Raw genomic sequence first — 21,200 nt, 5'->3', positions numbered from 1 at the left:
CCAGCGTTCATCCTGAGCCAGGATCAAACTCTCCGTAAAAAAATACAGACACAACACAAACCCCCCGGAAAAAGAAGGATCCATGCTGCACAAAATTCGAAACCAGCCAAAAAACCAGCCACCACAAAAAAGCAATGACCAGCAAATCAACCAATCAAAAAACAATCGGTATCAACAAACATGGCACACTATTGAGTTCTCAAACAACAGAAGCAATTCACATACTCTTGTAAATGTTTATTTACATTTCCGTGCTGCGGTGTTCTAAATCTATTTCATTTGATTTGTTTCTGTCAAATCGGCTTATTTTGCCCGATTCCACCTCAACAATTCAAATCCGCCCACCACAAATCACCTGGCTTTGGGCTGCTGCGCTCAGCGCACACCCGAACCACTTGAATTTTAGGAGGGGGTTGTCGCCACTCAGCGGCGGCGACTCAGAAAACATTACACGGCCTTCCGGCCTCGTGCAAGTCGTCCTCAGACTGGCTTGAGACCAGCCGAAACTAGCCGACCTCGACGGTCGCGAGCGTCCGCTTGCCGCGACGTAGCAGCAGGAACCGTCCGTGCAAAAGCTGCTGCGAACCGACGGTCGCGTCGGGATCGGAGACCTTCTCGTTGTTCACGTAGGCGCCGCCTTCAGCCACCGTGCGGCGGGCAGCGGAGTTGCTCGGAGCCAGTCCGCTGGCGACCAGGAGATCGATGATTCCGAGGCCGCCGCCGTCGACCTTTGCTGTTGGAAGTTCAGCTGTGGCAGCGCGGAGGGTGCTTTCATCCAGCTCGGTCAGGTCACCCTGCCCGAACAGCGCGGCGGAAGCTGCGATCACTTTCTCGGTGGCCTCAACACTGTGGACCAGAGAAGTCACGTCGAAGGCCAGCGCACGCTGCGCCTCACGCAGGTGAGGCCGGCTCTCAACCGACTCCGCCAGCTGCTCGATCTCGGCGCGGCCACGGAAGGTGAAAACTTTCAACCGGTCGATGACGTCGGCGTCCGAGGTATTCAGCCAGAACTGGTACATCGCGTACGGCGTGGTCATGGCCGGATCCAGCCAGACAGCGTTGCCCTCGCTCTTGCCGAACTTGGTTCCGTCCGAGTTGGTGATCAGCGGCGTACCGATTGCGTGGACGCTCTTGCCCTCGACCTTGCGGATGAGTTCCGTCCCACTGGTCAGGTTGCCCCACTGGTCGGACCCGCCGGTCTGCAGTACGCACTGGTGGTCACGGAACAGGTGGAGGTAGTCCATCCCCTGCAGGACCTGGTAGCTGAACTCGGCGTAGCTGATGCCCTCCTCGGAGTTGAGGCGCTTGGCAACGGTTTCCTTCTTGATCATGGTGCCGACGCGGAAGTGCTTGCCGATATCACGCAGGAAATCGACGGCGCTCATGGGCGCAGTCCAATCGAGGTTGTTGACCATTCGAGCGGCGTTGTCGCCCTCAAAGCTCAGAAACCGCTGAACCTGTCCCTGCAGGTACCCGACCCACTCGGCGACGGTTTCCTTGGTGTTCATGGTCCGCTCCGCTGAGGGCCGCGGGTCCCCCACCAGTCCGGTGGAGCCCCCGACCAGCCCGATCGGCTTGTGGCCGGCGAGCTGCAGCCGGCGCATGGTCAGCAGTTGGACCAGGTTACCCAGATGCAGGCTCGGCGCGGTGGGATCGAAACCGCAGTAGTACGTGATCGGATCACCCGCGAGGAGCTTCTCCAGTTCCGCCTCGTCGGTTGAAACGTGAATCAGTCCACGCCACTTCAACTCCTGCCAGAGGTTTTCGAAGGAGCTGTCATTCTGCTGCTGGTTCACGGCCGGATGCGCCGCTTCGGTAGGTTGTTGCACTGCTTCAAAATATCAGCCCTCAATGCCCTCGGGAATTTCACCCGTTGAGATGAGGCGAAGGCGCTGCGTCGGGCGGGTCATGGCGACATACAGGTCCCCTACCCGAACAGCCTCCTGCTTCAGCATCTCGGCTGGTTCGAGCACCACCACACCGTCGAATTCGAGACCCTTCGCTTCCCGCGGCGTAGTCACGACGATGTCCTGACCCAGCCCGCCTGCGCCCTGACCGACCCGATTGCCGTACACGCTTGTTACAGCGGTCCGGACCTGTTCAACGACACGCGCAGGAGCAATGATGGCGAGGAGACCGTCAGCTATGGCCTCCAGTTCCTCCGGCAACGCAGCGACGAGTGCAGGTTCAAGTTCGGAAACCCGGTCTATCACCGGGTCCCACCGTCCGTCCCGGACCGCCTTCGGGGCAGACACCACCAGACCGGCCGCGTTGGCCATGCGCACTGCGGCTTCGGCGATCTGGGCCGGCGTCCGATAGTTCACGGTCAGTTCTTCGAGCTGCCAGCGATCCCCGACGAACGGCTCGAGCGCCTGCTGCCAGGAGTGGGAGCCTGCTATGGAACTGGTCTGGGCGATGTCGCCCACGATTGTGAAGGACTTGAGGGGGCATTTCCGCATGAGCAGCCGCCACTGCATCGGCGAAAGCTCCTGCGCTTCATCGACCACCACGTGCCCATAGGCCCAGGTGCGGTCGCCGGACGCGCGCTCCGCAGCCGTAAGCCGGGATTCGGCAACGGTGTTGTGCTCCGCAAGTGCCTCGGCACTGAGCATGCCGTCGACGCCCGCGTCTTCGAGTGTGCCGCTGACGTTCTCAAGCGCGCGCTCAGCGTTGGCGAGGTCCCGGCGTCGTTCCTGCTCCTTTTCCGCCGCGTTGCGTCCGGCTGACGCGTCGAGCTCTCCCAGCAGTTCTGCAGCCTCATCGAGCAGCGGGACATCCGCTTCGGTCCATGGCGCGTCTTCCGTGCGGTACAGCAACTGCCGCTCAGCATCGCTGAGATGTGGTGCAGCCGCCTCGAGCTGCGCCGGCTTGGCGAAGAGATCGCGCAGGAGCTTCTCCGGCGTCATGGGCATCCAGGCGAGGTTGAGCGCTATCCGCACGTCCCGCGAGGTCCGGACATCTTCGGTGAGGTAGGAGCGGTCAGCCGTGTTTCCGGGACCCGACGATTCCTCAAGCTGTTCGGTCAGCTGCTCGGTGAGCTCGCGCAGCATGATCTTCACGAAGGTGGCGCGCGCCTCGTTGTGCGGCTTTCCGGTTGCGCGGGCGCGATCCCGGGCACGACGGACCTGCCGGGGCGTCAGGATCAGAGTGGTGCCCTCAACGTTGAGCTTCCGGTTTTCGGCCGGTAGGCGCTGCCGGTTGGCGACCGCCTGCTTGATGACGCCTGCCATGTCCAGCCTGCCCTTGAGCTCCGCGACCTTCTCTGAAGGTTCCGGAAGAGCATGGATGCCCGGCATGAGATTGCCGATGCTGGACATCACCACTCCGGTTTCACCCAGCGAGGGCAACACACGCTCGATGTACTTCATGAAGGCGCTCGTGGGCCCGACCAGCAGCACGCCGGCCGACTTCAACCGCTCACGGTGGGTGTAAAGCAGGTAGGCAGCCCGGTGCAGGGCGACGGCGGTCTTCCCTGTGCCCGGACCGCCCTGGACAACGACGACGCCGGGTAGTGGCGCACGGATGATGCGGTCCTGCTCGGACTGGATAGTGCCCACGATGTCGGACATCTGCCCGGTACGCCGGGAGTTCAGAGCCGCCAGCAGCGCGCCCTCGCCCTGCAGAGAGTCGGCGTCGCTCAGCATCGACGCGTCCAGGACGTCGTCCTCGATGGCCACGACGTCCCGCTTGGAGAGGATCAGGTGCCGCCGGCGGCGAACACCCATTCGTTCGAAGGCGGTCGCCTGGTAGAACGTGCCGGCTTCGGGTGCCCGCCAGTCAACCATGAGCTGCTGCAGGTCCTCGGCGGAAAGGCCGATGCGTCCGATGTAGCGTTCATCGCCGCTATCCAGATCCAGCCGTCCGAAAACAAGCCGGTCATCGACGGCGTTCAGTTGCGCAAGCCGGTCCTCATACATGGTTGCGAACGCGTCGCGCTCGGACCGGTTCTGGTGGGAACCGGAGGATATGGTGCGGCGCACCTGATCCAGCTGGCGCTGTTTCTCGGCGCGCAGTTCATCAAGGCGCTGGTACAGACCGGCCACATAGCCGCGCTCGTGTTCCAGTTCGTTCCGTGCTACTGACATTTCAGGCATTGCGCGTTCCCTCTCGCCAAGGCGGACCGTCAATTCTATCCCCCTGAGTGTGAATTTCCATGAGCGTCCGCCACGGACACCGCCAGATGGTTACCGGGCGCCGCGCGGCTTGGCGGCCGGCCGGTACACCGACACACTGGATTCACCCGCCAACCAGTAGCGCCAGGGATAGGCCCCGGACCCGCCGGGCCCGCTCACTCCGACACGCGGGCCGGTCTGCAGACGCAACGGTTCAGCTGGATGGTCGGGCAGCACGAGGTGAAGACGGGTGGAAAACACGTCCGCTCCGTCCAGCTCCCGGTCTATGCCGAGAGCCTGCGCGAGACATGCCGGACCGCGCGCGAGGTCCCGCTCGAGGCGGGGATTGCCGCGACGGCGCCGGGCTGTGTCCTGGCCCTCGACGATCTCACCCGCGCGCAGCAGCAGGCCGGTCGCGCTTCCCGGTGACCCGCAGACCACGTTCGCGCAGTAGTGCATTCCGTAGGTGAAGTACACGTACAGATGACCCGCCTCGCCGAACATGGTCGCGTTGCGGGCGGTTTTCCCGCGGAAGGCATGGGATCCGGGATCCTCGGATCCCATGTACGCCTCTACTTCGGTGATGCGGACCGTGACCGGCTCTGCACCGTCGTTGTGCGTGAGGTGCGCTCCCAGCAGAAGCGGCGCGACCTCGATAGCCGGATGCGCAAGCCGGGCGCGTTGTAGTGCTGGATCCACCAAAAGACCGTATCAAGTCCGCCGATCACACCATGCACGCCCATGTCCGATTTCCGCTAGCAGCGCATCGGGCCGCCTGCAAGGATGGACCCATGGACTTTTGGCAGCGATACCGGGCGATCGAATCGCGGGATACCCGGTTCGACGGGCAGTTTGTCACCGCCGTCGCAACGACGAGGATCTACTGCCGCCCGTCCTGCCCCGCACGCACCCCCAAGCCTGCCAACGTCACGTTCTACCCCACCTCCGCGGCGGCGCACGAGGCCGGTTACCGCGCGTGCAAGCGATGCCTGCCCGAGGCGGTGCCCGGCACCCCCGCATGGAACCTGCGTTCGGACACCGCCGCCCGGGCCATGCGGCTGATTTCCGACGGCGAGATCGACCGCAGCGGTGTTCCCGGGCTGGCGCGCCGGCTCGGCTACTCAACGCGGCAACTCGGGCGCATCCTCCACCACGAACTCGGTGCCGGCGCGTTGGCCCTGGCACGCGCCTCCCGTGCACAAACGGCGCGGACGTTGCTCACCGCCACCGATATGCCGCTCTCCGACGTCGCGTTCGCCTCCGGGTTCAACAGCATCCGGCAGTTCAACGAAACGGTCCAGGAGGTCTACGACCTCTCCCCCTCGCAGTTGCGGCTCCGGAGCCGTGCCCTTTCGCACGCTTCGACGGCGGCCGGTTCACCCACCTCCCCCAATGTGACCTCCCTTAGTCTGACGCTGCCCGCACGAACCCCGTACGACGACGGCATCTTCTCCTTCCTGCACGCCCGCGCCATTGCAGGGATCGAGCAGGCAAACCCGACCAGCTACGCCCGCCTTCTCCGCCTGCCCGGCGGCGAGGGCTGGTTCAGGGCGGAACAGGGACGCGGAGGACTTGCGGTCTCCGTAACAGTCGAGCATCTGAAGGACCTGCCCGTACTGCTGTCCCGCATACGCCGGTTGTTCGATCTCGACGCCGATCCCACAGCCATCGACGACGTACTCTCAGCCGAGCCCTCCCTGAGGCCGCGGGTGCAGCGGTATCCCGGCATCCGGCTGCCCGGCGCGGTGGACCCGCACGAGATCCTCATCCGCGCGATGGTCGGCCAGCAGATCACCGTCGCTGCGGCCACCGGCGTCCTAAACACGCTGAGCGTCCTGGGCGAACAGTCGAAGCTGGGTTGTCCACGCCATAGCCGGTTGTTTCCCACTGCCGCCGCGCTCGTGGAGGGAGCGGGCCCGCTCCTGAAGGGGCCGGCACGGCGTCGGACCAGCCTGCTGGGAGCCGCAGCCGCCCTTGCGGACGGAAGCCTTTCGATCGGAGTCGAGGACACTCCCGGTGAACTGGCGGAAAAGCTGCTGCCGTTGCCGGGGATCGGGCCGTGGACTGTCCGCTACGCAGCGATGCGGATTCTGGGAGCTACCGACATCCACCTCAACAATGACGCCGCGGTCCGGACGGGCTACGCGCGGCTCCTCGGCCGGCCCGTCGACGGAGGGGCCGCGGCTGCGTGGTTTGAGCAGTTCAGTCCATGGCGCTCCTACGCCACCATGCACCTTTGGCGCATCGCCTCTGAAACACCGCAACAGTCCCGTGAAGCGACGGGCACCACGAGAAAGGCCCTGGCATCATGACCATCCAGACCACAACAGTCTCCACCCCGGACGGACCGTTCACGGTCGTGGAGCGCAATGGCGCGGTCCTGGCCTCCGGCTGGACCGCGGAAGTCGCGGAGTTGACCGGCCAGATCCACCCGAGGCTCAGGGGGGAACCGGTCCGGGCAGTCTCGAGTCTCGCCCTCATCACGGATGCCGTCTCTGCCTATTACGACGGCGATCTCGCCGCCATTGAAGCGGTCCCCGTGCATCAGCTGTCGGGCCCGTTCCGCAGCCACGCCTGGGAGGTGCTGCGAACGGTCGCTCCCGGCAAACCCGTGACCTACTCGGAATATGCACGGCTGGCCGGGCGGCCCGCCGCGATCCGCGCCGCGGCCGGAGCCTGCGCCTTCAACGCCGCAGCCCTTTTCGTCCCGTGCCACCGTGTCATCCGGACGGACGGCACCCTCGGGGGTTTCCGATGGGGTGTTGCGGTCAAGACCAGCCTGCTGGCCCGGGAGAAAGCCGCCGGTCAGCCCGCCGAACCGGTGAGCATGGCCCGGTAGAACTCCTCAAGGGCGTGCAGCTTGCGCATGCTCATGTGTGGATGGTCGCCATCGACTGACACCGCCACGGCGTCCAAATGAGCGTGCCAGTGTGCCAGCAGGACGGGAGCCTCGGCCTGGTCCTCCACGACGTGGCGGACCGCCAGCCGGGTAGTGCCGCCGTCGACGGTGAAGTCTACTTCCGCCTGCTCGACCCTTGGCTGCTGTTCCGGATCCGCAGTGAGCGCGTCCTTGACGAGGGGCAGGGTGGAATTGAGGCGGCGGTCGAAATGGACCATGGTGACGCCGTCGTACGTTTCAATCCAGCCCATCGTGTTGGATACGTCGAACTCTGCGGCGTAGGCGTCCCGAAGGGCCGCCCAGTCCCCTTCCTGCCCTGGTTCCCGGCCCGCTGCCACGTCCTCAAGTGCGCCGAGGATCTGCTGCCAGCCGGCAGCGCCCTCGGTCAGGAAGTCCGCCGTCTCCGAACGGGCGCGCAACTGCAGGAGCGTGCCGCCATTGCTCTCCAGCACGCGCCACTCAAGGATGGATTCGGGGCCCAGTGCATCATCCCAGGTGATCTGGAGGCTGGTGGGCGGGTTGAGTTGTAGCACGGTCCCTGTGCTGGCTCCCCCACCCATATCGAGGGAGTATTCCTTTCCCAGTTCCCAGCCGCTGCTCAGTTCACCGAGCCATAGTTGTACCTTGCCCGGGTCGGTCAGGAGGTTCCAGATGTATGACCGGGGGTAATCGAACTGCCGGTCGAAGGCGAGCACGTAGCCGTCGCTCAGCCGTTCTATGCGGCCAAGCGGCACCACCGACTGAGCCGCTGTTCGATCAACATCGGACGTCATGGCTTCTGCCTTCGCCTTCCAGCTTGATTCCGCCTTCGGTATCCTGCGCTCGGGTGGTTACCAACTTAGCGCAGTGCCGGACTGCTGATAAGGCCTTCCATGCCGGATAGAAGATCTTTTGTCAGCAGTGGCGGGGGCCTTCCTGTGAGACGGCTGTCAGGCGCGTGGCGCAACCGCCGCCGGCCAGGGCAGAAGCTCGGGCAGGTCAACGCCGTCCGCTGCTGCAGTTGCGTTCAGGCCGCCGAGGGGCTTCCGGCCGGCAAGCCAGGCGGCGATGTCCTGCAGCAGGCCGGTGACGACGACGGTGCGCACGGGCGTTCCAGATCCGTTGGTGAGGGTGCGCGGCTGTTCGCCCAGCGGCTGGAGCTTGAGGGCCAGCCCATCCGGGACGCGGGCAGCGAGGAATCCGAGCAGGTAATGGCAGAAGATGCTGTCCCAGTCCAGCGTCGTGCGTCCAAGATCCAGGTCGGAGGCGTGAATGACCAGCTCCCGCCACAGGGCGAGCCCACCGTCGCGGACTGTGCCGTCCCGGTAGGCGATGCCGGCGTCCCATTCACTGCCCTTCACCCCCGCGAAGGTCGCAACTGCGCCAGTCACAGCGTCGGTGAGGCTCTGCAGCTGCTCGTCGGCGGAGCGCTGGGCGCGCCGTTCGATGTCCCGTATCCGGCCGTCAAAGCCGTCGTCGTAAAACTCGATTGTTTCTCCGCGTGCCGCGTACTCAAGCTGCCGCGTCATTGCCCTGGCCACGCCCTCGACGTGGGCGATGACGAAGGCCCGGCTCCAGCCGGGAAGGACCGACGGCGCCGCGAGCGTTGCGTCGTCGAGTCCGGCTGCGGCAGCGAGCAGCTCCCGGCCGGCGTCTGCCAACCGGCCGGGCAGCTGCTGCGTCAGGTCCTCGGGCAGGTACTCGGGTGCTATGGGCTGCGACATATTCACGGACATCCTTCGTATTGGCAAACGGGCGGCTTGTCCCGAGGATACCCGCAGCATCCCCTGCCGTTCCTACCCCTGGGACGGAACCAGCAGCGCCCGCACGTCATCCACCTGCGCCGAGAGGGCTACGAGCTGACGGCGCACCGCGGCCGGCGCGGTTCCACCCTGTGAATCGCGGCTGTTCAGTGAACCTTCGACCGTGAGCACTTCACGAACACCCGAAGTGAGGTGTGGGGAGATGCCTGCGTAATCCTCGTCGGTCAGATCCCAGAGCTCGACACCGCGGCTCTCGGCGAGCTTGACCGCCGCACCGGAGAGCTCGTGCGCCTCACGGAACGGCACACCCTGGCGAACCAGCCACTCCGCCACATCCGTGGCCAGGGCAAACCCGAGCGGCGCGAGGGAAGCCATGCGTTCCGTGTTGAACGTCAGCGTCGCGATCATGCCCGAGACGGCCGGGAGGAGCACCTCAAGGGTGTCGACGGCGTCGAACACCGGCTCCTTGTCCTCCTGCAGGTCCCGGTTGTACGCAAGCGGCAGTCCCTTGAGGGTGGCCAGTAGACCGGTCAGGTTTCCGATGAGCCGGCCCGCCTTGCCGCGCGCCAGTTCCGCGACGTCGGGATTCTTTTTCTGAGGCATGATCGAGGATCCGGTGGAGAAAGAGTCATCCAGCGTGACGAAGGAGAATTCCTTCGTCGCCCAGATGATGACCTCCTCGCTGACGCGTGACAGGTCCACCCCGATCATCGATGCTACCCAGGCGAATTCCGCGTAGACGTCACGCGCCGCAGTTCCGTCGATCGAGTTGTGGGTCGCGGAATCGAAGCCCAGCTCGGCAGCGACCGCTTCAGGATCAAGACCCAGGGATGACCCTGCCAGCGCACCTGAACCGTAGGGCGACACAGCCGCTCTGCGGTCCCAGTCCTGGAGCCGCTGCACGTCGCGCAGCAGCGCCCAGGCGTGGGCAAGCAGGTGATGGCTCAGCAGCACCGGTTGCGCGTGCTGCAGGTGCGTCCGGCCGGGCATCGGCACCTCGAGGTGCTCCTTCGCCTGCCCCACCAGCGCGTCGATGGTGGCAAGGACGCCGGCGCCGATGATCCGTGCGTGCTCGCGCAGGTACATCCGCCCGAGCGTGGCCACCTGATCATTCCGTGAGCGGCCGGCTCGGAGCTTTCCGCCGAGTGCAGGTCCCGCCCGCTCGATCAGGCCGCGCTCGAGTGAACCGTGCACGTCTTCATCGGACTCCGAGGGAACGTACGCGCCGGTGCGGACATCGTCGTCGAGCGCGTCCAGAGCGGCCAGCATGCCTGTCAGCTCGCCGTCGTCGAGCAGGCCGGCACGGTGCAGGACACGGGCGTGCGCCCGTGACCCGGCGATGTCGTGACGGGCAAGGCGCCAGTCGAAGTGCGTGGACTTGCTCAGCGCTGCGAGGGCATCCGCGGGGCCGCCGGAAAACCGGCCGCCCCACAGTGAGCCTTCGTTGGTGCCGTGAGCGTTCGTGCCCTGTACGGCAGTATCGTGTGCCTCCGACACCGCTTATTTTCCTGCGCGCTGGTCGCGGCCCGAGGCCACCTTGGAGGACAGGCCAAAAATCTCAATGAAGCCGCGTGCCATGGACTGGTCGAAGGTATCGCCCGTGTCATAGGTGGCCAGGTTGAAGTCGTAGAGACCAACATCGGACCGGCGGCCGGTGACGGTGGCGCGCCCGCCGTGCAGTTCCATCCGGACATCGCCGGAAACGTAGCGCTGGGTGTCATCGATGAACGTTTCGAGCGAACGCTTCAGCGGCGAGAACCACTGGCCGTCATAGACAAGCTCGGTCCAGCGCTGGTCAACCGTCTTCTTGAACCGCGCCTGCTCACGCTCAACGGTGACGTTCTCCAACTCGCGGTGAGCGGTGATGAGCGCCATGGCACCCGGTGCTTCGTAGATTTCGCGGCTCTTGATGCCCACCAGACGGTCCTCGACGATGTCGATCCGGCCCACGCCCTGGGCACCGGCCCGGCGGTTGAGTTCCTCGATGGCCTGCAGCGGCGTGACGGCATGGCCGTCGATAGCTACCGGGATGCCTTCCTTGAAGGTGATGACCACTTCATCGGCCGCGGGTGAGAACTCGGGGGAATCGGTGTAGTCGTAGACGTCCTTGGTGGGACCGTTCCAGATGTCCTCGAGGAAGCCGGTTTCGACGGCGCGTCCCCAGACGTTCTGGTCGATCGAGAACGGGTTCTTCTTCGTGGTCTCGATGGGCAGGCCCTTCTCCTCGGCGAAGGCAATGGCCTTGTCACGGGTGAGGGCGAGGTCGCGGACGGGAGCGATGCACTTCAGGTCCGGGCCCAGGGTCTGTATCCCGACCTCGAAGCGCACCTGGTCGTTGCCCTTGCCGGTGCAGCCGTGCGAAACGGTTGACGCGCCGAATTCGCGGGCTGCGGCGACGAGGTGCTTGACGATGACCGGCCGGGAGATGGCCGAGACCAGGGGGTACGCGTCCATGTACAGTGCGTTGGCCCGCAGGGTGGGCATGCAGTATTCGTTGGCGAACTCATCGCGTGCGTCAGCGACGTAGGCTTCGACGGCGCCGCAGCCCAGCGCGCGCTGGCGGATGGTTTCGAGCGATTCGCCGCCCTGTCCGACGTCGACGGCTACAGCCACCACTTCAGCTCCGGTTGCTTCGGCGATCCAGCCGATGGCCACCGACGTATCCAGTCCGCCTGAGTAGGCAAGGACAATGCGTTCAGTCACTTCAATAGCTCCTCTTGTTTTTGTGGAATGTTCGGTGGTTCGAAGATTGGTTCGGCTCAGGACGCGGCTTCGTGCGCAAACTGTAGAAACCGGGCGGCAACGTCCGCACCGCCGGCGGGATCGCGTGTGACCAGCAGGATGGTGTCGTCTCCGGCGATCGTACCGAGTACGGACGGCATGACCGAATGGTCGATGGCCAGAGCCAGGAAGTTTGCGGCCCCCGGCGGGGTTCGCAGGACCACCAGGTTCCCGGAGGCTTCCGCCGTCACAAGGAGTTCACCGCACAGCCGGGACAACCTGCTGTCGAGTATCTCCTGGGTGACGCCGCTTTGCGGAGCACGGCCGCCGCCTTCCCCGGGTACGGCGTAGACGAGCGCGCCGTCCTTGCCGCGGACACGCACGGCGCCGAGCTCCACGAGGTCCCGGGACAACGTGGCCTGGGTAACCTGGAGGCCGCCGTCAGCAAGCAGGTCCGCCAGTTCGGACTGGGACCGCACCGATTGCGCGGTCAGCAGAGCCGTGATCCGGGCCTGGCGGGCCGTTTTCGTTGTCGGCTGACCAGTAGGCTGCCCAGTGGGGTGACCGGCGGAAGGCTGGGAGGTCACGAGCGCTCCATGAGCCACACCATGAGCGCTTTCTGCGCGTGCAGGCGGTTCTCCGCCTCGTCCCAGACGAGAGACTGCGGCCCGTCAAGAACGCCGGCGGAAATCTCATACCCGCGGTAAGCGGGCAGACAGTGGAGTACGACAGCGCCCGCCGCCGCCTGCGCGAGCAGCGCCTCGTTCACTGCGTACGGACGGAACAGCTCGAACCGCGCGGCCTTGGCGCCGTCGTCGACTTCCTGGCCCATGGACACCCAGGTGTCAGTGGCGACGACGTCGGCACCGGCAGCTGCCTCTGCGGCATCGGTGGTGATAAGGACTGAACCGCCGGTTTGCGCGGCGCGTTCCTTGGCGGCATCAACGATGCGCTGCTCGGGAAGATAACCTTCCGGACCGGCGATGCGCACGTGCATACCGGCGGTCACGCCGGCGAGCAGGTACGAGTTCGCCATGTTGTTGGCGGCATCACCGAAGTAGGACAGTGAGAGGCCCGCCAACTGTCCCCTGTGCTCGCGGATTGTGAGCAGATCGGCGAGCAGCTGGCACGGATGGTAGTCATCGGAGAGCGCGTTGATCACGGGTACGGACGAGGCAGCAGCCATCTCCTCAAGCCCTGCCTGCGCGTACGTTCGCCAGACGATGGTGGAGACCATCCGCTCAAGAACCTTGGCCGTGTCCGTGATTGATTCCTTGTGCCCAAGCTGCGACTCGCCGGCACCGATAATGAGCGGCACACCCCCGAGGTCGGCGATGCCGGTGGCGAAGGACACGCGGGTCCGTGTGGAGGTCTTGTCGAAGATCACCGCGACGGTCTTGCGTCCGGTGGCTTCAGCTGCATAGGTGGAGTTTGAGTACGGCGCCTTCTTCAGCTCAAGTGCGAGATCGAGGACCTCGTTCTGCTCGGCCTGGCTGAGGTCGGTGTCAACAAGGAAATGGCGGGTCATGCGGGAGTCTCCGTACTCTGTGCTGCAGTGTCTTGTGCGCCGTCTTGTGCGCCGGTGCCGCGCGCGGTGTCGAGGATTCCCGGCAACGCATCGAGGAAGCTCTGGGCTTCTGCGCGGGTCAGGATCAGCGGTGGGGCGAGCCGCAGCGTGTGCGGCGTGGGCGCATTGATGATGAACCCGTGGGTGAGCGCCACCGTCACAGCCCCGGCCGCGTAGTCGCCGTCGAGGTCGAAACCGATCAGCAGACCCTCGCCGCGAACCTCCGTCACCCCGTGCACACCGGCGAGGTTACTGCGGAGGAAGCTGCCGACGTCGTCGGCGTTCCGCAGCACTGCACCTGCCTCCAGCGCATGCACGGTGGCAAGCGCAGCGGCCGTAGCGACCGGATTGCCGCCGAAGGTGGTTCCGTGCTGCCCCGGTGTGAGCAGCGCCGAAACCTCAGGTCCGAAAGTCACCAGCGCACCGATCGGGAAACCGCCGCCCAGGCCCTTGGCGAGGGTCATGGCGTCGGGCGTGATTCCGCTGGCCTGATGGGCGAACCAGCGCCCTGTGCGACCCACTCCGGTCTGCACCTCGTCCAGGATCAACAGCGCGCCGGCCTTGCTGGTGAGCTCGCGCGCCTTCTGAAGGTAGCTGATGCTCAACGGACGGACGCCTGCCTCGCCCTGGATCGGCTCAAGCACGACGGCGGCAACGGACTCATCGAGCGCCGCCTCCAGCGCCTCCAGGTCATCAAACGGCAGGTGCTCGACGCCGCCGGGAAGCGGTTCGAACGGCTCGCGGTACGCCTGTTTGGCCGTCAGCGCGAGGGCGCCCATGGTCCGGCCGTGGAATGCGCCCTCGAGCGCAAGGATGCGGGTCCGGGGTTTTCCATCCTGGGGAGGCGTGCTGTTGCGGCGCGCCAGCTTGAACGCCGCCTCGACGGCCTCCGTACCGGAGTTCGCGAAGAACACCTTGGATCCCGCCTGAGCGCCGGACAGGGACAGCAGTTTTTCCGCGAGCGCGACCTGCGTGGGGCTGGTGAAGAAGTTCGACACATGGCCCAAGGTGGCCAGCTGCGAGGAGATCACGGAGGTGACGAACGGGTGGGCGTGGCCCAGGGCGTTCACGGCGATTCCGCCGAGCAGGTCGAGGTACTGTTTGCCGTCGGCGTCCCAGACCAGGCAGCCGGCCCCGCGGACCAGCACGCGCTGTGGGGTGCCGAACACCCCGAGAACGGCGTTCGAATAACGCTGCAGCCACTCGTTGCCCTTCGCCGGATCGACAAGTGCTGACGCGGCTGCGCTTTCGATTGAGGATTCGCTGGTGCTCACGCGATCAGGTCCTCGTCCGGCACTACCTCGGTGCCTATCCCGGCTGCGGTGAAGATTTCGAGCAGCATCGAGTGGGCCAGCCGTCCGTCGACGATATGTGCGCGCTCCACTCCCCCGTCGACCGCCTTGAGGCATGCGGCCATCTTGGGGATCATTCCCGATTCGAGGCTGGGCAGGAGGTCCCGCAGTTGAGCAGCCGTAAGGGAGGAGATGAGGCTCGTACGGTCGGGCCAGTTGGAGTAGAGACCTTCGACATCGGTGAGGATGACAAGCTTCGATGCAGCGAGGGCTTCCGCGAGCGCTGCTGCGGCGGTGTCGGCGTTGACGTTGAGGACCTGCCCCGTTCCGCTGCCCGCGCCGTCGATCTCCGGGGCGACCGTGGAGATCACGGGAATGCGTCCGGCTTCAAGGATGTCGAGGATTGCAGCGGGGTTTACTCCGACCACTTCACCGACGAGGCCGAGGTCGACTTCCTCGCCGTCGACCACGGTGCCCGTCCGGATGGCCCGGAGGAGCCCGCCGTCCTCACCGGACAGGCCAACGGCGTACGGACCGTGCGAGTTGATCAGTCCGACCAGTTCCCTGCCTACCTGCCCCGTGAGCACCATGCGGACAACATCCATGGCTTCCGGCGTAGTGACGCGCAGCCCGCCCTTGAACTCGGAGGTGATGCCGAGCCGGTCCAGCATGCCGTTGATCTGCGGTCCGCCGCCGTGAACCACGACGGGGTGAATTCCTGCGTGATGGAGGAAGACGATGTCTTCGGCGAAGGCGCGGCGCAGTTCATCGTTGACCATGGCGTTGCCGCCGTACTTGATGACCATGGTGGTGCCGGCGAACCGCTGGATCCAGGGCAGAGCCTCGATCAGGGTTGCCGCCTTGTCCTGTGCAGCGTTCAGAGTGTTCATGTGATCCTTCGACTCGGCGTCTTCGGCGTGGGCGTTCCAGGGGTTGGTGTTCCCGGCGTCAGCTCGAGTAAGCAGAGTTCTCGTGTACGTATTCGTGCGTGAGGTCGTTCGTCCAGATTGTTGCCGTCTCGGAACCTGCGTTGAGGTTGATTTCGACGGTCACGAGGCGTGGGCTGAGGTCGACCAGTTCCCGCGGTTCGCCGATTCCGCCGTCCCGGCAAATCTGTACGCCGTTCATGGCTACGTCCAGGCGGTCGGGTTCGAAGGCCGCATCAGTGGTTCCGACCGCTGCCAGTACCCTGCCCCAGTTCGGATCCTTGCCGAAGATGGCCGCCTTGAACAGGTTGGAGCGGGCAACGGAGCGGCCGACTGTCTCGGCGTCTTCCTCGGTGGCCGCGTTGATGGTCCGGATCGCGATGGTATGGCTTGCGCCTTCGGCATCCTCGATGAGCTGGTGGGCAAGCGAGAAGCAGACCTCCGTCAGGGCTTCGGCGAACTGCGCCGGATCCGGCCGGACCCCGCTAGCGCCCGAGGACAGCAGCACCACGGTGTCATTGGTGGACATGCAGCCGTCCGAATCGGCGCGGTCGAAGGTGACGCGGGTTGCGGCGCGTAGCGCCGTGTCGAGGACCGCCGAGTCCAGCACGGCGTCAGTGGTCAGGACCACCAGCATGGTTGCCAGACCCGGTGCCAGCATGCCGGCTCCCTTGGCCATACCGCCGATGGAGTAGCCCTCGCTCGGATCATCAGGTGTGGCCGGGTACGTAGCTGTCTTGGACACCGAGTCGGTGGTCATGATCGCCTCGGCTGCAGCGCGGCCGCCGCCCTCGGAGAGATGGCCCACTGCCTCACTGACCCCGGGGAGAAGCTTGTCCATGGGCAGTTGTTCACCGATGAGGCCCGTGGAACAAACGAAGACATCAGTGGCAGAGACACCGAGTGCCTCCGCCGCGAATTCAGCGGTACGGTGTGTGTTCTGGAAGCCCTCCGGGCCGGTGCAGGCATTCGCTCCGCCCGAGTTGAGGACGACGGCGTCCACACGCCCGTCGGAAACCACCTGGCGTGACCAGTGGATCGGCGCAGCTGCCACCCGGTTGGAGGTGAAGACTGCTGCCGCGTGGTGGTGCGGACCATCATTGACGACGACGGCGACATCCCGTGCGCCGGTCGACTTCAGTCCTGCTGCGACGCCTGCGGCGCGAAATCCCTGCGGTTCGGTAACACTCACGGAGCAACTCCTGATCCGGTCAGGCCCGTGGTCTCAGGCAGACCGAGGGCGATATTCATGGACTGCACTGCGCCGCCGGCAGTCCCCTTGGTGAGGTTGTCGATGGCGCAGCTGATGATTACCCGGCCCGCGTGCTCGTCGAAGGCCAGCTGGAGCTGCGCGACGTTGGAGCCGAGGACCGATTTCGTCGCGGGCCACTGACCAGGAGGCAGCAGCGTGACGAAGGGTTCGTCGTCGTAGGCGGCTTCCCATGCCTCGCGGAGCTGCGCCGCGCTTGTACCGGGAACCACGCGCGCCGTTGCCGTGGTCAGGATGCCGCGCGACATGGGGGCAAGGGTGGGCGTGAAGGAAACGGTGACGGGCGTGCCGGCAGCCCAGCCCAGCCCCTGCTCGACCTCCGGGGTGTGCCGGTGGCTGCCGCCGACTCCGTACGGGCTCATCCCGCCCATCATCTCCGAGCCGAGTAGGTGCGGCTTCATCGCCTTGCCGGCGCCGGAGGCACCGGAGGCGGACACGATTACGACGTCGTCAGGCTGCAGCAGTCCGGCGGTGAACCCGGGGGTGAGCGCAAGGAGGGCGCTGGTCGGGTAGCAACCCGGGACTGCGATCCGGCGGGCGCCCCGCAGTTCGTCGCGGGCGCCCGGAAGCTCCGGAAGTCCGTAGGGCCAGGTGCCGGCATGCGGGGAACCGTAGAAGCGGTGCCAGGCGTCGGCGTCTTCGAGCCGGTGGTCGGCGCCGGCGTCGATGACGAGGACCTCCGGGGGCAGCTGGGCAGCAACCTCGGCACTGGCACCGTGCGGCAGAGCCAGGAAAACGACGTCGTGTCCGCTGAGGTTTTCGGGGTTCGTTTCCTCGATGATGCGGTCCGTGAGGGAGTGCAGGTGCGGCTGCACCTCACCCAGCCGGTTGCCGGCGCTGCTGTGTGCCGTGATCGCCCCGATCCTCACCTCCGGATGAGTGGAAAGCAGGCGCAGAACCTCGCCCCCGGCATAGCCGCTTGCTCCGGATACTGCTACGGAAATACTCATGCGCACCATCGTACAGTAACTATTCACTACAACACATACTTATGCACTCCCTTTCCGGCGAAAGAAAATGCGCCGCAGGAATGACCAGGTGTGGTGTCCTGTTGGCTGCAGGTAAGAGCACATCGACGAGAGGAAACACCCACCATGCCAACTGCCATCGCAGCCGAGCGCGCCGGTGACCCGGAAGTTCTGAAGCCCGTTAGTGTCGAGCAGCCCACGCCGACCGGTTCCCAGCTACTGGTGAAGGTGGCGGCCGTTGGAGTGAACTTCATCGAGACGTACCAGCGCGCCGGCATCTATGCGGTTGACTATCCCTTCGTTCCGGGTGGGGAAGCCGCCGGTGAGGTCATCGAAGCGGGGCCGGATGCTCAGGGATTCTCGGTGGGTGACCGCGTTGCCTTTGCGGAAGGCTCCCGTTCCTACGCCGAATACACTCTCGTGGACGCAGAGAAGGCGCTGCCGGTGCCTGACGGTGTCGACTTGGAGACGGCCGCGGCGCTTCCGCTCCAGGGGATGACGGCCCACTACCTGGTCAATTCCACCTATCCCGTTCAGGCGGGCGAAACGGTGCTGACGCATGCCGGAGCGGGCGGAACAGGACTCCTGCTGACCCAGATGCTCAAGGCCAAGGGGGCCAGGGTCATCACCACCGTCTCCACAGACGAGAAGGAAACGCTCGCGCGTGAGGCAGGAGCTGACGTCGTACTTCGGTACGAAGGGTTCCCGGAGCGCGTGCGTGAGCTGACCGACGGTGTCGGCGTGGATGTCGTCTATGACGGAGTGGGCAAGGCGACCTTCGATGGTTCGCTGGAATCCCTGAGGGTGCGCGGCATGCTGGTGCTGTTCGGGGCGGCGTCTGGTCCCGTCCCCGACTTCAACCTGCAGCGGCTGAACAGCTCCGGCTCGCTCTACGTCACCAGGCCGAGCCTCGCGTTCTACCTGCGGTCCGCCGAGGAGCGCCGCTGGCGTTCAGGCGATGTCTTCGGCGCGGTTGCTGACGGATCGCTCAGCGTGCGGATCGGCAGCCGCTACCCGCTCACCGAGGCGGCCCAGGCACACGAGGACCTGCAGGGGCGCAGGACGACCGGCAAGATCCTCCTCGTCCCGTAGACGTTGAAGTGGCAGGACACGCCCCGTTTGGAGATCCATTCGGGGCGTGTCCTGCCAACTCAACGGTGGAACTAACGCTGGACGGCTCCGTGGCGCTCGGCCGCCAGGTGGACCGCCTGGTCGCGGGCGGCGCTGGCCTCGTCGGCCGTCAGGGTGCGGTCGGTGGCACGGAAGCGCAGGCCGAAGGCGAGGGACTTCTTGCCCTCCCCGATCCCCTGCCCGGAATAGACGTCGAACAGGTGCACCTCCTCAAGAAGCTCACCCGCCCCTTCGCGCAGCGTGGCGAGAACGGCATCCGCCGGCAGTCCGGCGTCGACCACGAGGGCAACGTCCTGGGTTGTGGCCGGGAAGGTGGACAGAGGCCGTGCGACGATCACGTCAGGGGCGGCGTCGAACAGCAGGTCCGCATTGATCTCCAACGCGACGGTGCGCGGCGGCAGGTCCTGGGCAGCGAGAAGCTTCGGGTGCAGTTCGCCCGCGTACCCGAGCATCTCACCGCTGCGCAGACTGACGCGTGCGGTGCGGCCGGGGTGGAACGCCTGATGCTCACCCCGCTCGACCACGAGATCAACACCGACGACGTCCGCCATCAGCCGGACGGTGTCCAGCGCGTCCGCCCAGTCCCACGGCCGGGGCGTGTGGCCGGCCGCAGCCGGTGAATCCTTGCCCAGAAACACCGCGGCGATGGTCAGGGGCTGCAGGGGCAGTCCGTCGTACAGGGCCTCGAGCGTCTTCTCGTCCGGCAGTGCACCGAGCGGCGGAATGCTTGAGGTTCCGAGGCCTTCCTGCGGAAGGAAGACCAGCCCCGCCTCGAAGAGCGCAAGGTCGCGGAAACCGCGCGACGAGTTCCGCTTCGCGACTTCGATCAGGCCGGGGAGGATTGAACGCCGCAGGTAGCCGTATTCGGCGCTGAGCGGGTTGGCCAGCTTCACGGCGGCACCGGTGCCCTCAGCAGCGCCGAACGTATCGTTGGATTCCTGGGAAACGAAGGGGTAGGACAGCACCTCGGTGAGTCCGGAGCCCGCGAGCGTGGCCATAACCCGTCGCCGCTGTTGCTGGGAGCGCGTGAGGCCGCGGCCGGGAGGGGCCACCGGCAGACGCGACGGGATCTGGTCGTAGCCAACCAGTCGCGCGATCTCCTCAGCGAGGTCATCCTTGATGGTCAGGTCGTGGCGCCAGCTCGGGGCTGTGACGCGCCAGCCGCCGTCGTACTCGCTCACATCCGCGCCCAGGTCCGTAAGCGCGCCTACCACCTGTTCCGGCGCGAAATCGATGCCGATCCGCTCGGATGCGTAGCCGGTGGGCAGGTCAATCAGGACGGGCTCGGGCGCGGTCCCGACGTCGGTGATCGCCGTGTCCGCGGTACCGCCGGCCAGCTTGACGAGCAGGTCCACGACGCGCTGCGCGGCGACATCGGCAACGTCCCAGTCGACGCCGCGCTCGAACCGCTTGGACGCCTCGGAGGGCAGCTTGTGGCGGCGGCGGGCGCGTCCGATCGACACCTCGTCGAAGTGTGCAGACTCGACGAGGACGTCGGTGGTGGTGTCGGAAACCTCGGTTTCCGCGCCGCCCATGACGCCGGCAATACCGATTGCGCCGGATCCATCTGAGATCAGCAGGTCTTCGGCGTGCAGCTCGCGCTTGCGGTCATCGAGGGTGACGATGGTTTCACCGGCATTGGCCCGCCGCACCACGATGTCGCCGGTCAGCTTCGCGACGTCATAGCAGTGCGTGGGCTGGCCGAGCTCAAGCATCACGTAGTTGGAGATATCGACCGGCAGGGAGATGGAGCGGATTCCGGCCAACCGCAGCCGGGCGACCATCCACTGCGGGGTAGGACGGGCGGCGTCCACGCCGCGGACAACGCGCGCCACGAAACGGTCGCAGCCGGCGTTTCCATAGATGGGTGCCTGGTCCTCAAGCCGCACCGGGTAGCCCGCGCCGGCCGCGGAATCGACGACGACTGCGGCCGCCGGGTCGGTGAAAGCGGAACCTGTGGCGTGGGCGTACTCCCGCGCGATCCCGCGGATCGAGAAGCAGTAGCTGCGGTCCGGCGTCACGTTGATTTCGGCGGCCTGGTCATACAGTCCCAATAGCTCCATGGCATCGGAACCGACCTCCGGGTCCAGGCCGATTGTGGACAGCACGAGGATGCCGTCGTGGTCCTCGCCGATGCCCAGTTCGCGGACCGAGGCGATCATTCCGGCGGAGACGTGACCGTAGGTCTTCCTCGCCGCAATGCGGAAATCACCCGGAAGCACGGCGCCGGGAAGGGTAACCACCACCTTGTCGCCCTCGACGAAGTTGTGTGCGCCGCAGACGATTCCCTGGACTCCGGAAGGGTCTATGCCATCCGCAGTCAGGGTCTGCTCGGTACCTTCCGGAACCACCCGGACCTGGCACCAGTTGATGGTCTTGCCGTTGCTCTGCGGTTCCTTGACGACCGAGAGTACCTGACCCACGACGATCGGTCCGGAGAGCGTGTCGGTGGGACGGTGGACGGCTTCTTCCTCAAGGCCGACCTTCACGAGTTCGGCCATGACATCTTCGGCGGTGGCCTCCGCCGGAACCTGTGCGTACTCGCGCAACCAGGACAGTGGAATTCGCACGG

General features: G+C 65.7%; 17 protein-coding genes. 3 read left to right on the top strand and 14 right to left on the bottom strand.

What is annotated here, in order from left to right; genetic code table 11:
• Window positions 1-506: 506 nt before the first annotated feature.
• From tyrS to AC4D2M_RS07185, 3 genes are all read right to left on the bottom strand, one after another.
• Entirely contained in the window at window positions 507-1,829 is a 1,323-nt protein-coding gene (gene tyrS, locus AC4D2M_RS07195; RefSeq protein WP_490890925.1) for a tyrosine--tRNA ligase, read from the bottom strand.
• Window positions 1,830-1,841: 12 nt separating this feature from the next.
• Window positions 1,842-4,094, bottom strand: coding sequence for a HelD family protein (locus AC4D2M_RS07190; RefSeq protein WP_490890923.1), 2,253 nt, complete (start codon window positions 4,092-4,094; stop codon window positions 1,842-1,844).
• Window positions 4,095-4,184: 90 nt separating this feature from the next.
• Window positions 4,185-4,811, bottom strand: coding sequence for a DNA-3-methyladenine glycosylase (locus AC4D2M_RS07185; protein WP_490890921.1), 627 nt, complete (start codon window positions 4,809-4,811; stop codon window positions 4,185-4,187).
• A gap of 92 nt (window positions 4,812-4,903) precedes the next feature.
• Here AC4D2M_RS07185 and AC4D2M_RS07180 point away from each other — a divergent pair, with 92 nt between their 5' ends.
• Both AC4D2M_RS07180 and AC4D2M_RS07175 read left to right on the top strand, forming a co-directional pair.
• Entirely contained in the window at window positions 4,904-6,424 is a 1,521-nt protein-coding gene (locus AC4D2M_RS07180; protein WP_490890920.1) for an AlkA N-terminal domain-containing protein, read from the top strand.
• On the top strand, window positions 6,421-6,951 hold the full coding sequence (locus AC4D2M_RS07175; protein ID WP_490890919.1) for a methylated-DNA--[protein]-cysteine S-methyltransferase: 531 nt from the start codon (window positions 6,421-6,423) through the stop codon (window positions 6,949-6,951). Before AC4D2M_RS07180 ends, AC4D2M_RS07175 begins: the two co-directional genes overlap by 4 nt.
• Here AC4D2M_RS07175 and AC4D2M_RS07170 read toward each other — a convergent pair.
• The 10 genes from AC4D2M_RS07170 to argC form a co-directional block, all read right to left on the bottom strand.
• Window positions 6,918-7,784: an SRPBCC domain-containing protein gene (locus tag AC4D2M_RS07170; RefSeq protein ID WP_490890918.1), complete on the bottom strand. Its 867-nt coding sequence runs from the start codon at window positions 7,782-7,784 to the stop codon at window positions 6,918-6,920. The genes AC4D2M_RS07175 and AC4D2M_RS07170 overlap by 34 nt on opposite strands.
• A gap of 156 nt (window positions 7,785-7,940) precedes the next feature.
• Window positions 7,941-8,714 carry a maleylpyruvate isomerase family mycothiol-dependent enzyme gene (locus AC4D2M_RS07165; RefSeq protein WP_490890917.1) on the bottom strand — a complete coding sequence of 258 codons (774 nt, stop codon included), beginning with the start codon at window positions 8,712-8,714 and terminating at the stop codon, window positions 7,941-7,943.
• A gap of 72 nt (window positions 8,715-8,786) precedes the next feature.
• On the bottom strand, window positions 8,787-10,250 hold the full coding sequence (gene argH / locus AC4D2M_RS07160; RefSeq protein WP_490890916.1) for an argininosuccinate lyase: 1,464 nt from the start codon (window positions 10,248-10,250) through the stop codon (window positions 8,787-8,789).
• A gap of 3 nt (window positions 10,251-10,253) precedes the next feature.
• On the bottom strand, window positions 10,254-11,456 hold the full coding sequence (locus AC4D2M_RS07155) for an argininosuccinate synthase (protein WP_490890914.1): 1,203 nt from the start codon (window positions 11,454-11,456) through the stop codon (window positions 10,254-10,256).
• Between the two features lie 56 nt (window positions 11,457-11,512).
• Window positions 11,513-12,061, bottom strand: coding sequence for an arginine repressor (locus AC4D2M_RS07150; protein ID WP_490890913.1), 549 nt, complete (start codon window positions 12,059-12,061; stop codon window positions 11,513-11,515).
• A complete protein-coding gene (argF, locus tag AC4D2M_RS07145; RefSeq protein ID WP_490890912.1) occupies window positions 12,058-13,002 on the bottom strand; it encodes an ornithine carbamoyltransferase in 945 nt (314 codons plus the stop codon). Before argF ends, AC4D2M_RS07150 begins: the two co-directional genes overlap by 4 nt.
• Complete coding sequence (locus AC4D2M_RS07140; protein ID WP_490890952.1) at window positions 12,999-14,294, bottom strand: acetylornithine transaminase; 1,296 nt, start codon at window positions 14,292-14,294, stop codon at window positions 12,999-13,001. The genes argF and AC4D2M_RS07140 overlap by 4 nt, the downstream gene beginning before the upstream one ends.
• A 17-nt stretch (window positions 14,295-14,311) precedes the next feature.
• Window positions 14,312-15,223, bottom strand: a complete 912-nt coding sequence (argB, locus tag AC4D2M_RS07135; protein WP_490890911.1) for an acetylglutamate kinase — start codon at window positions 15,221-15,223, stop codon at window positions 14,312-14,314.
• 58 nt (window positions 15,224-15,281) lie between these two features.
• Window positions 15,282-16,451 (bottom strand): bifunctional glutamate N-acetyltransferase/amino-acid acetyltransferase ArgJ, encoded by a 1,170-nt coding sequence (gene argJ / locus AC4D2M_RS07130; protein WP_490890910.1) that lies wholly within the window; start codon window positions 16,449-16,451, stop codon window positions 15,282-15,284.
• Window positions 16,448-17,479 carry an N-acetyl-gamma-glutamyl-phosphate reductase gene (gene argC, locus AC4D2M_RS07125; RefSeq protein ID WP_490890909.1) on the bottom strand — a complete coding sequence of 344 codons (1,032 nt, stop codon included), beginning with the start codon at window positions 17,477-17,479 and terminating at the stop codon, window positions 16,448-16,450. The genes argJ and argC overlap by 4 nt, the downstream gene beginning before the upstream one ends.
• Before the next feature lie 144 nt (window positions 17,480-17,623).
• Between argC and AC4D2M_RS07120 the strand changes: the two genes are divergently transcribed.
• Window positions 17,624-18,589, top strand: a complete 966-nt coding sequence (locus AC4D2M_RS07120) for a quinone oxidoreductase family protein (RefSeq protein WP_490890908.1) — start codon at window positions 17,624-17,626, stop codon at window positions 18,587-18,589.
• Between the two features lie 71 nt (window positions 18,590-18,660).
• On the opposite strand, the gene pheT is transcribed toward AC4D2M_RS07120, so the two are convergent.
• Window positions 18,661-21,198, bottom strand: coding sequence for a phenylalanine--tRNA ligase subunit beta (gene pheT / locus AC4D2M_RS07115; protein WP_490890907.1), 2,538 nt, complete (start codon window positions 21,196-21,198; stop codon window positions 18,661-18,663).
• Window positions 21,199-21,200: the final 2 nt, after the last annotated feature.

The sequence above is a fragment of the Arthrobacter sp. TJ-270 genome (assembly GCF_058269075.1).
The sequence above is the reverse complement of the archived record's forward strand: the minus strand, read 5'-3'. Positions and strand labels throughout refer to the sequence as shown.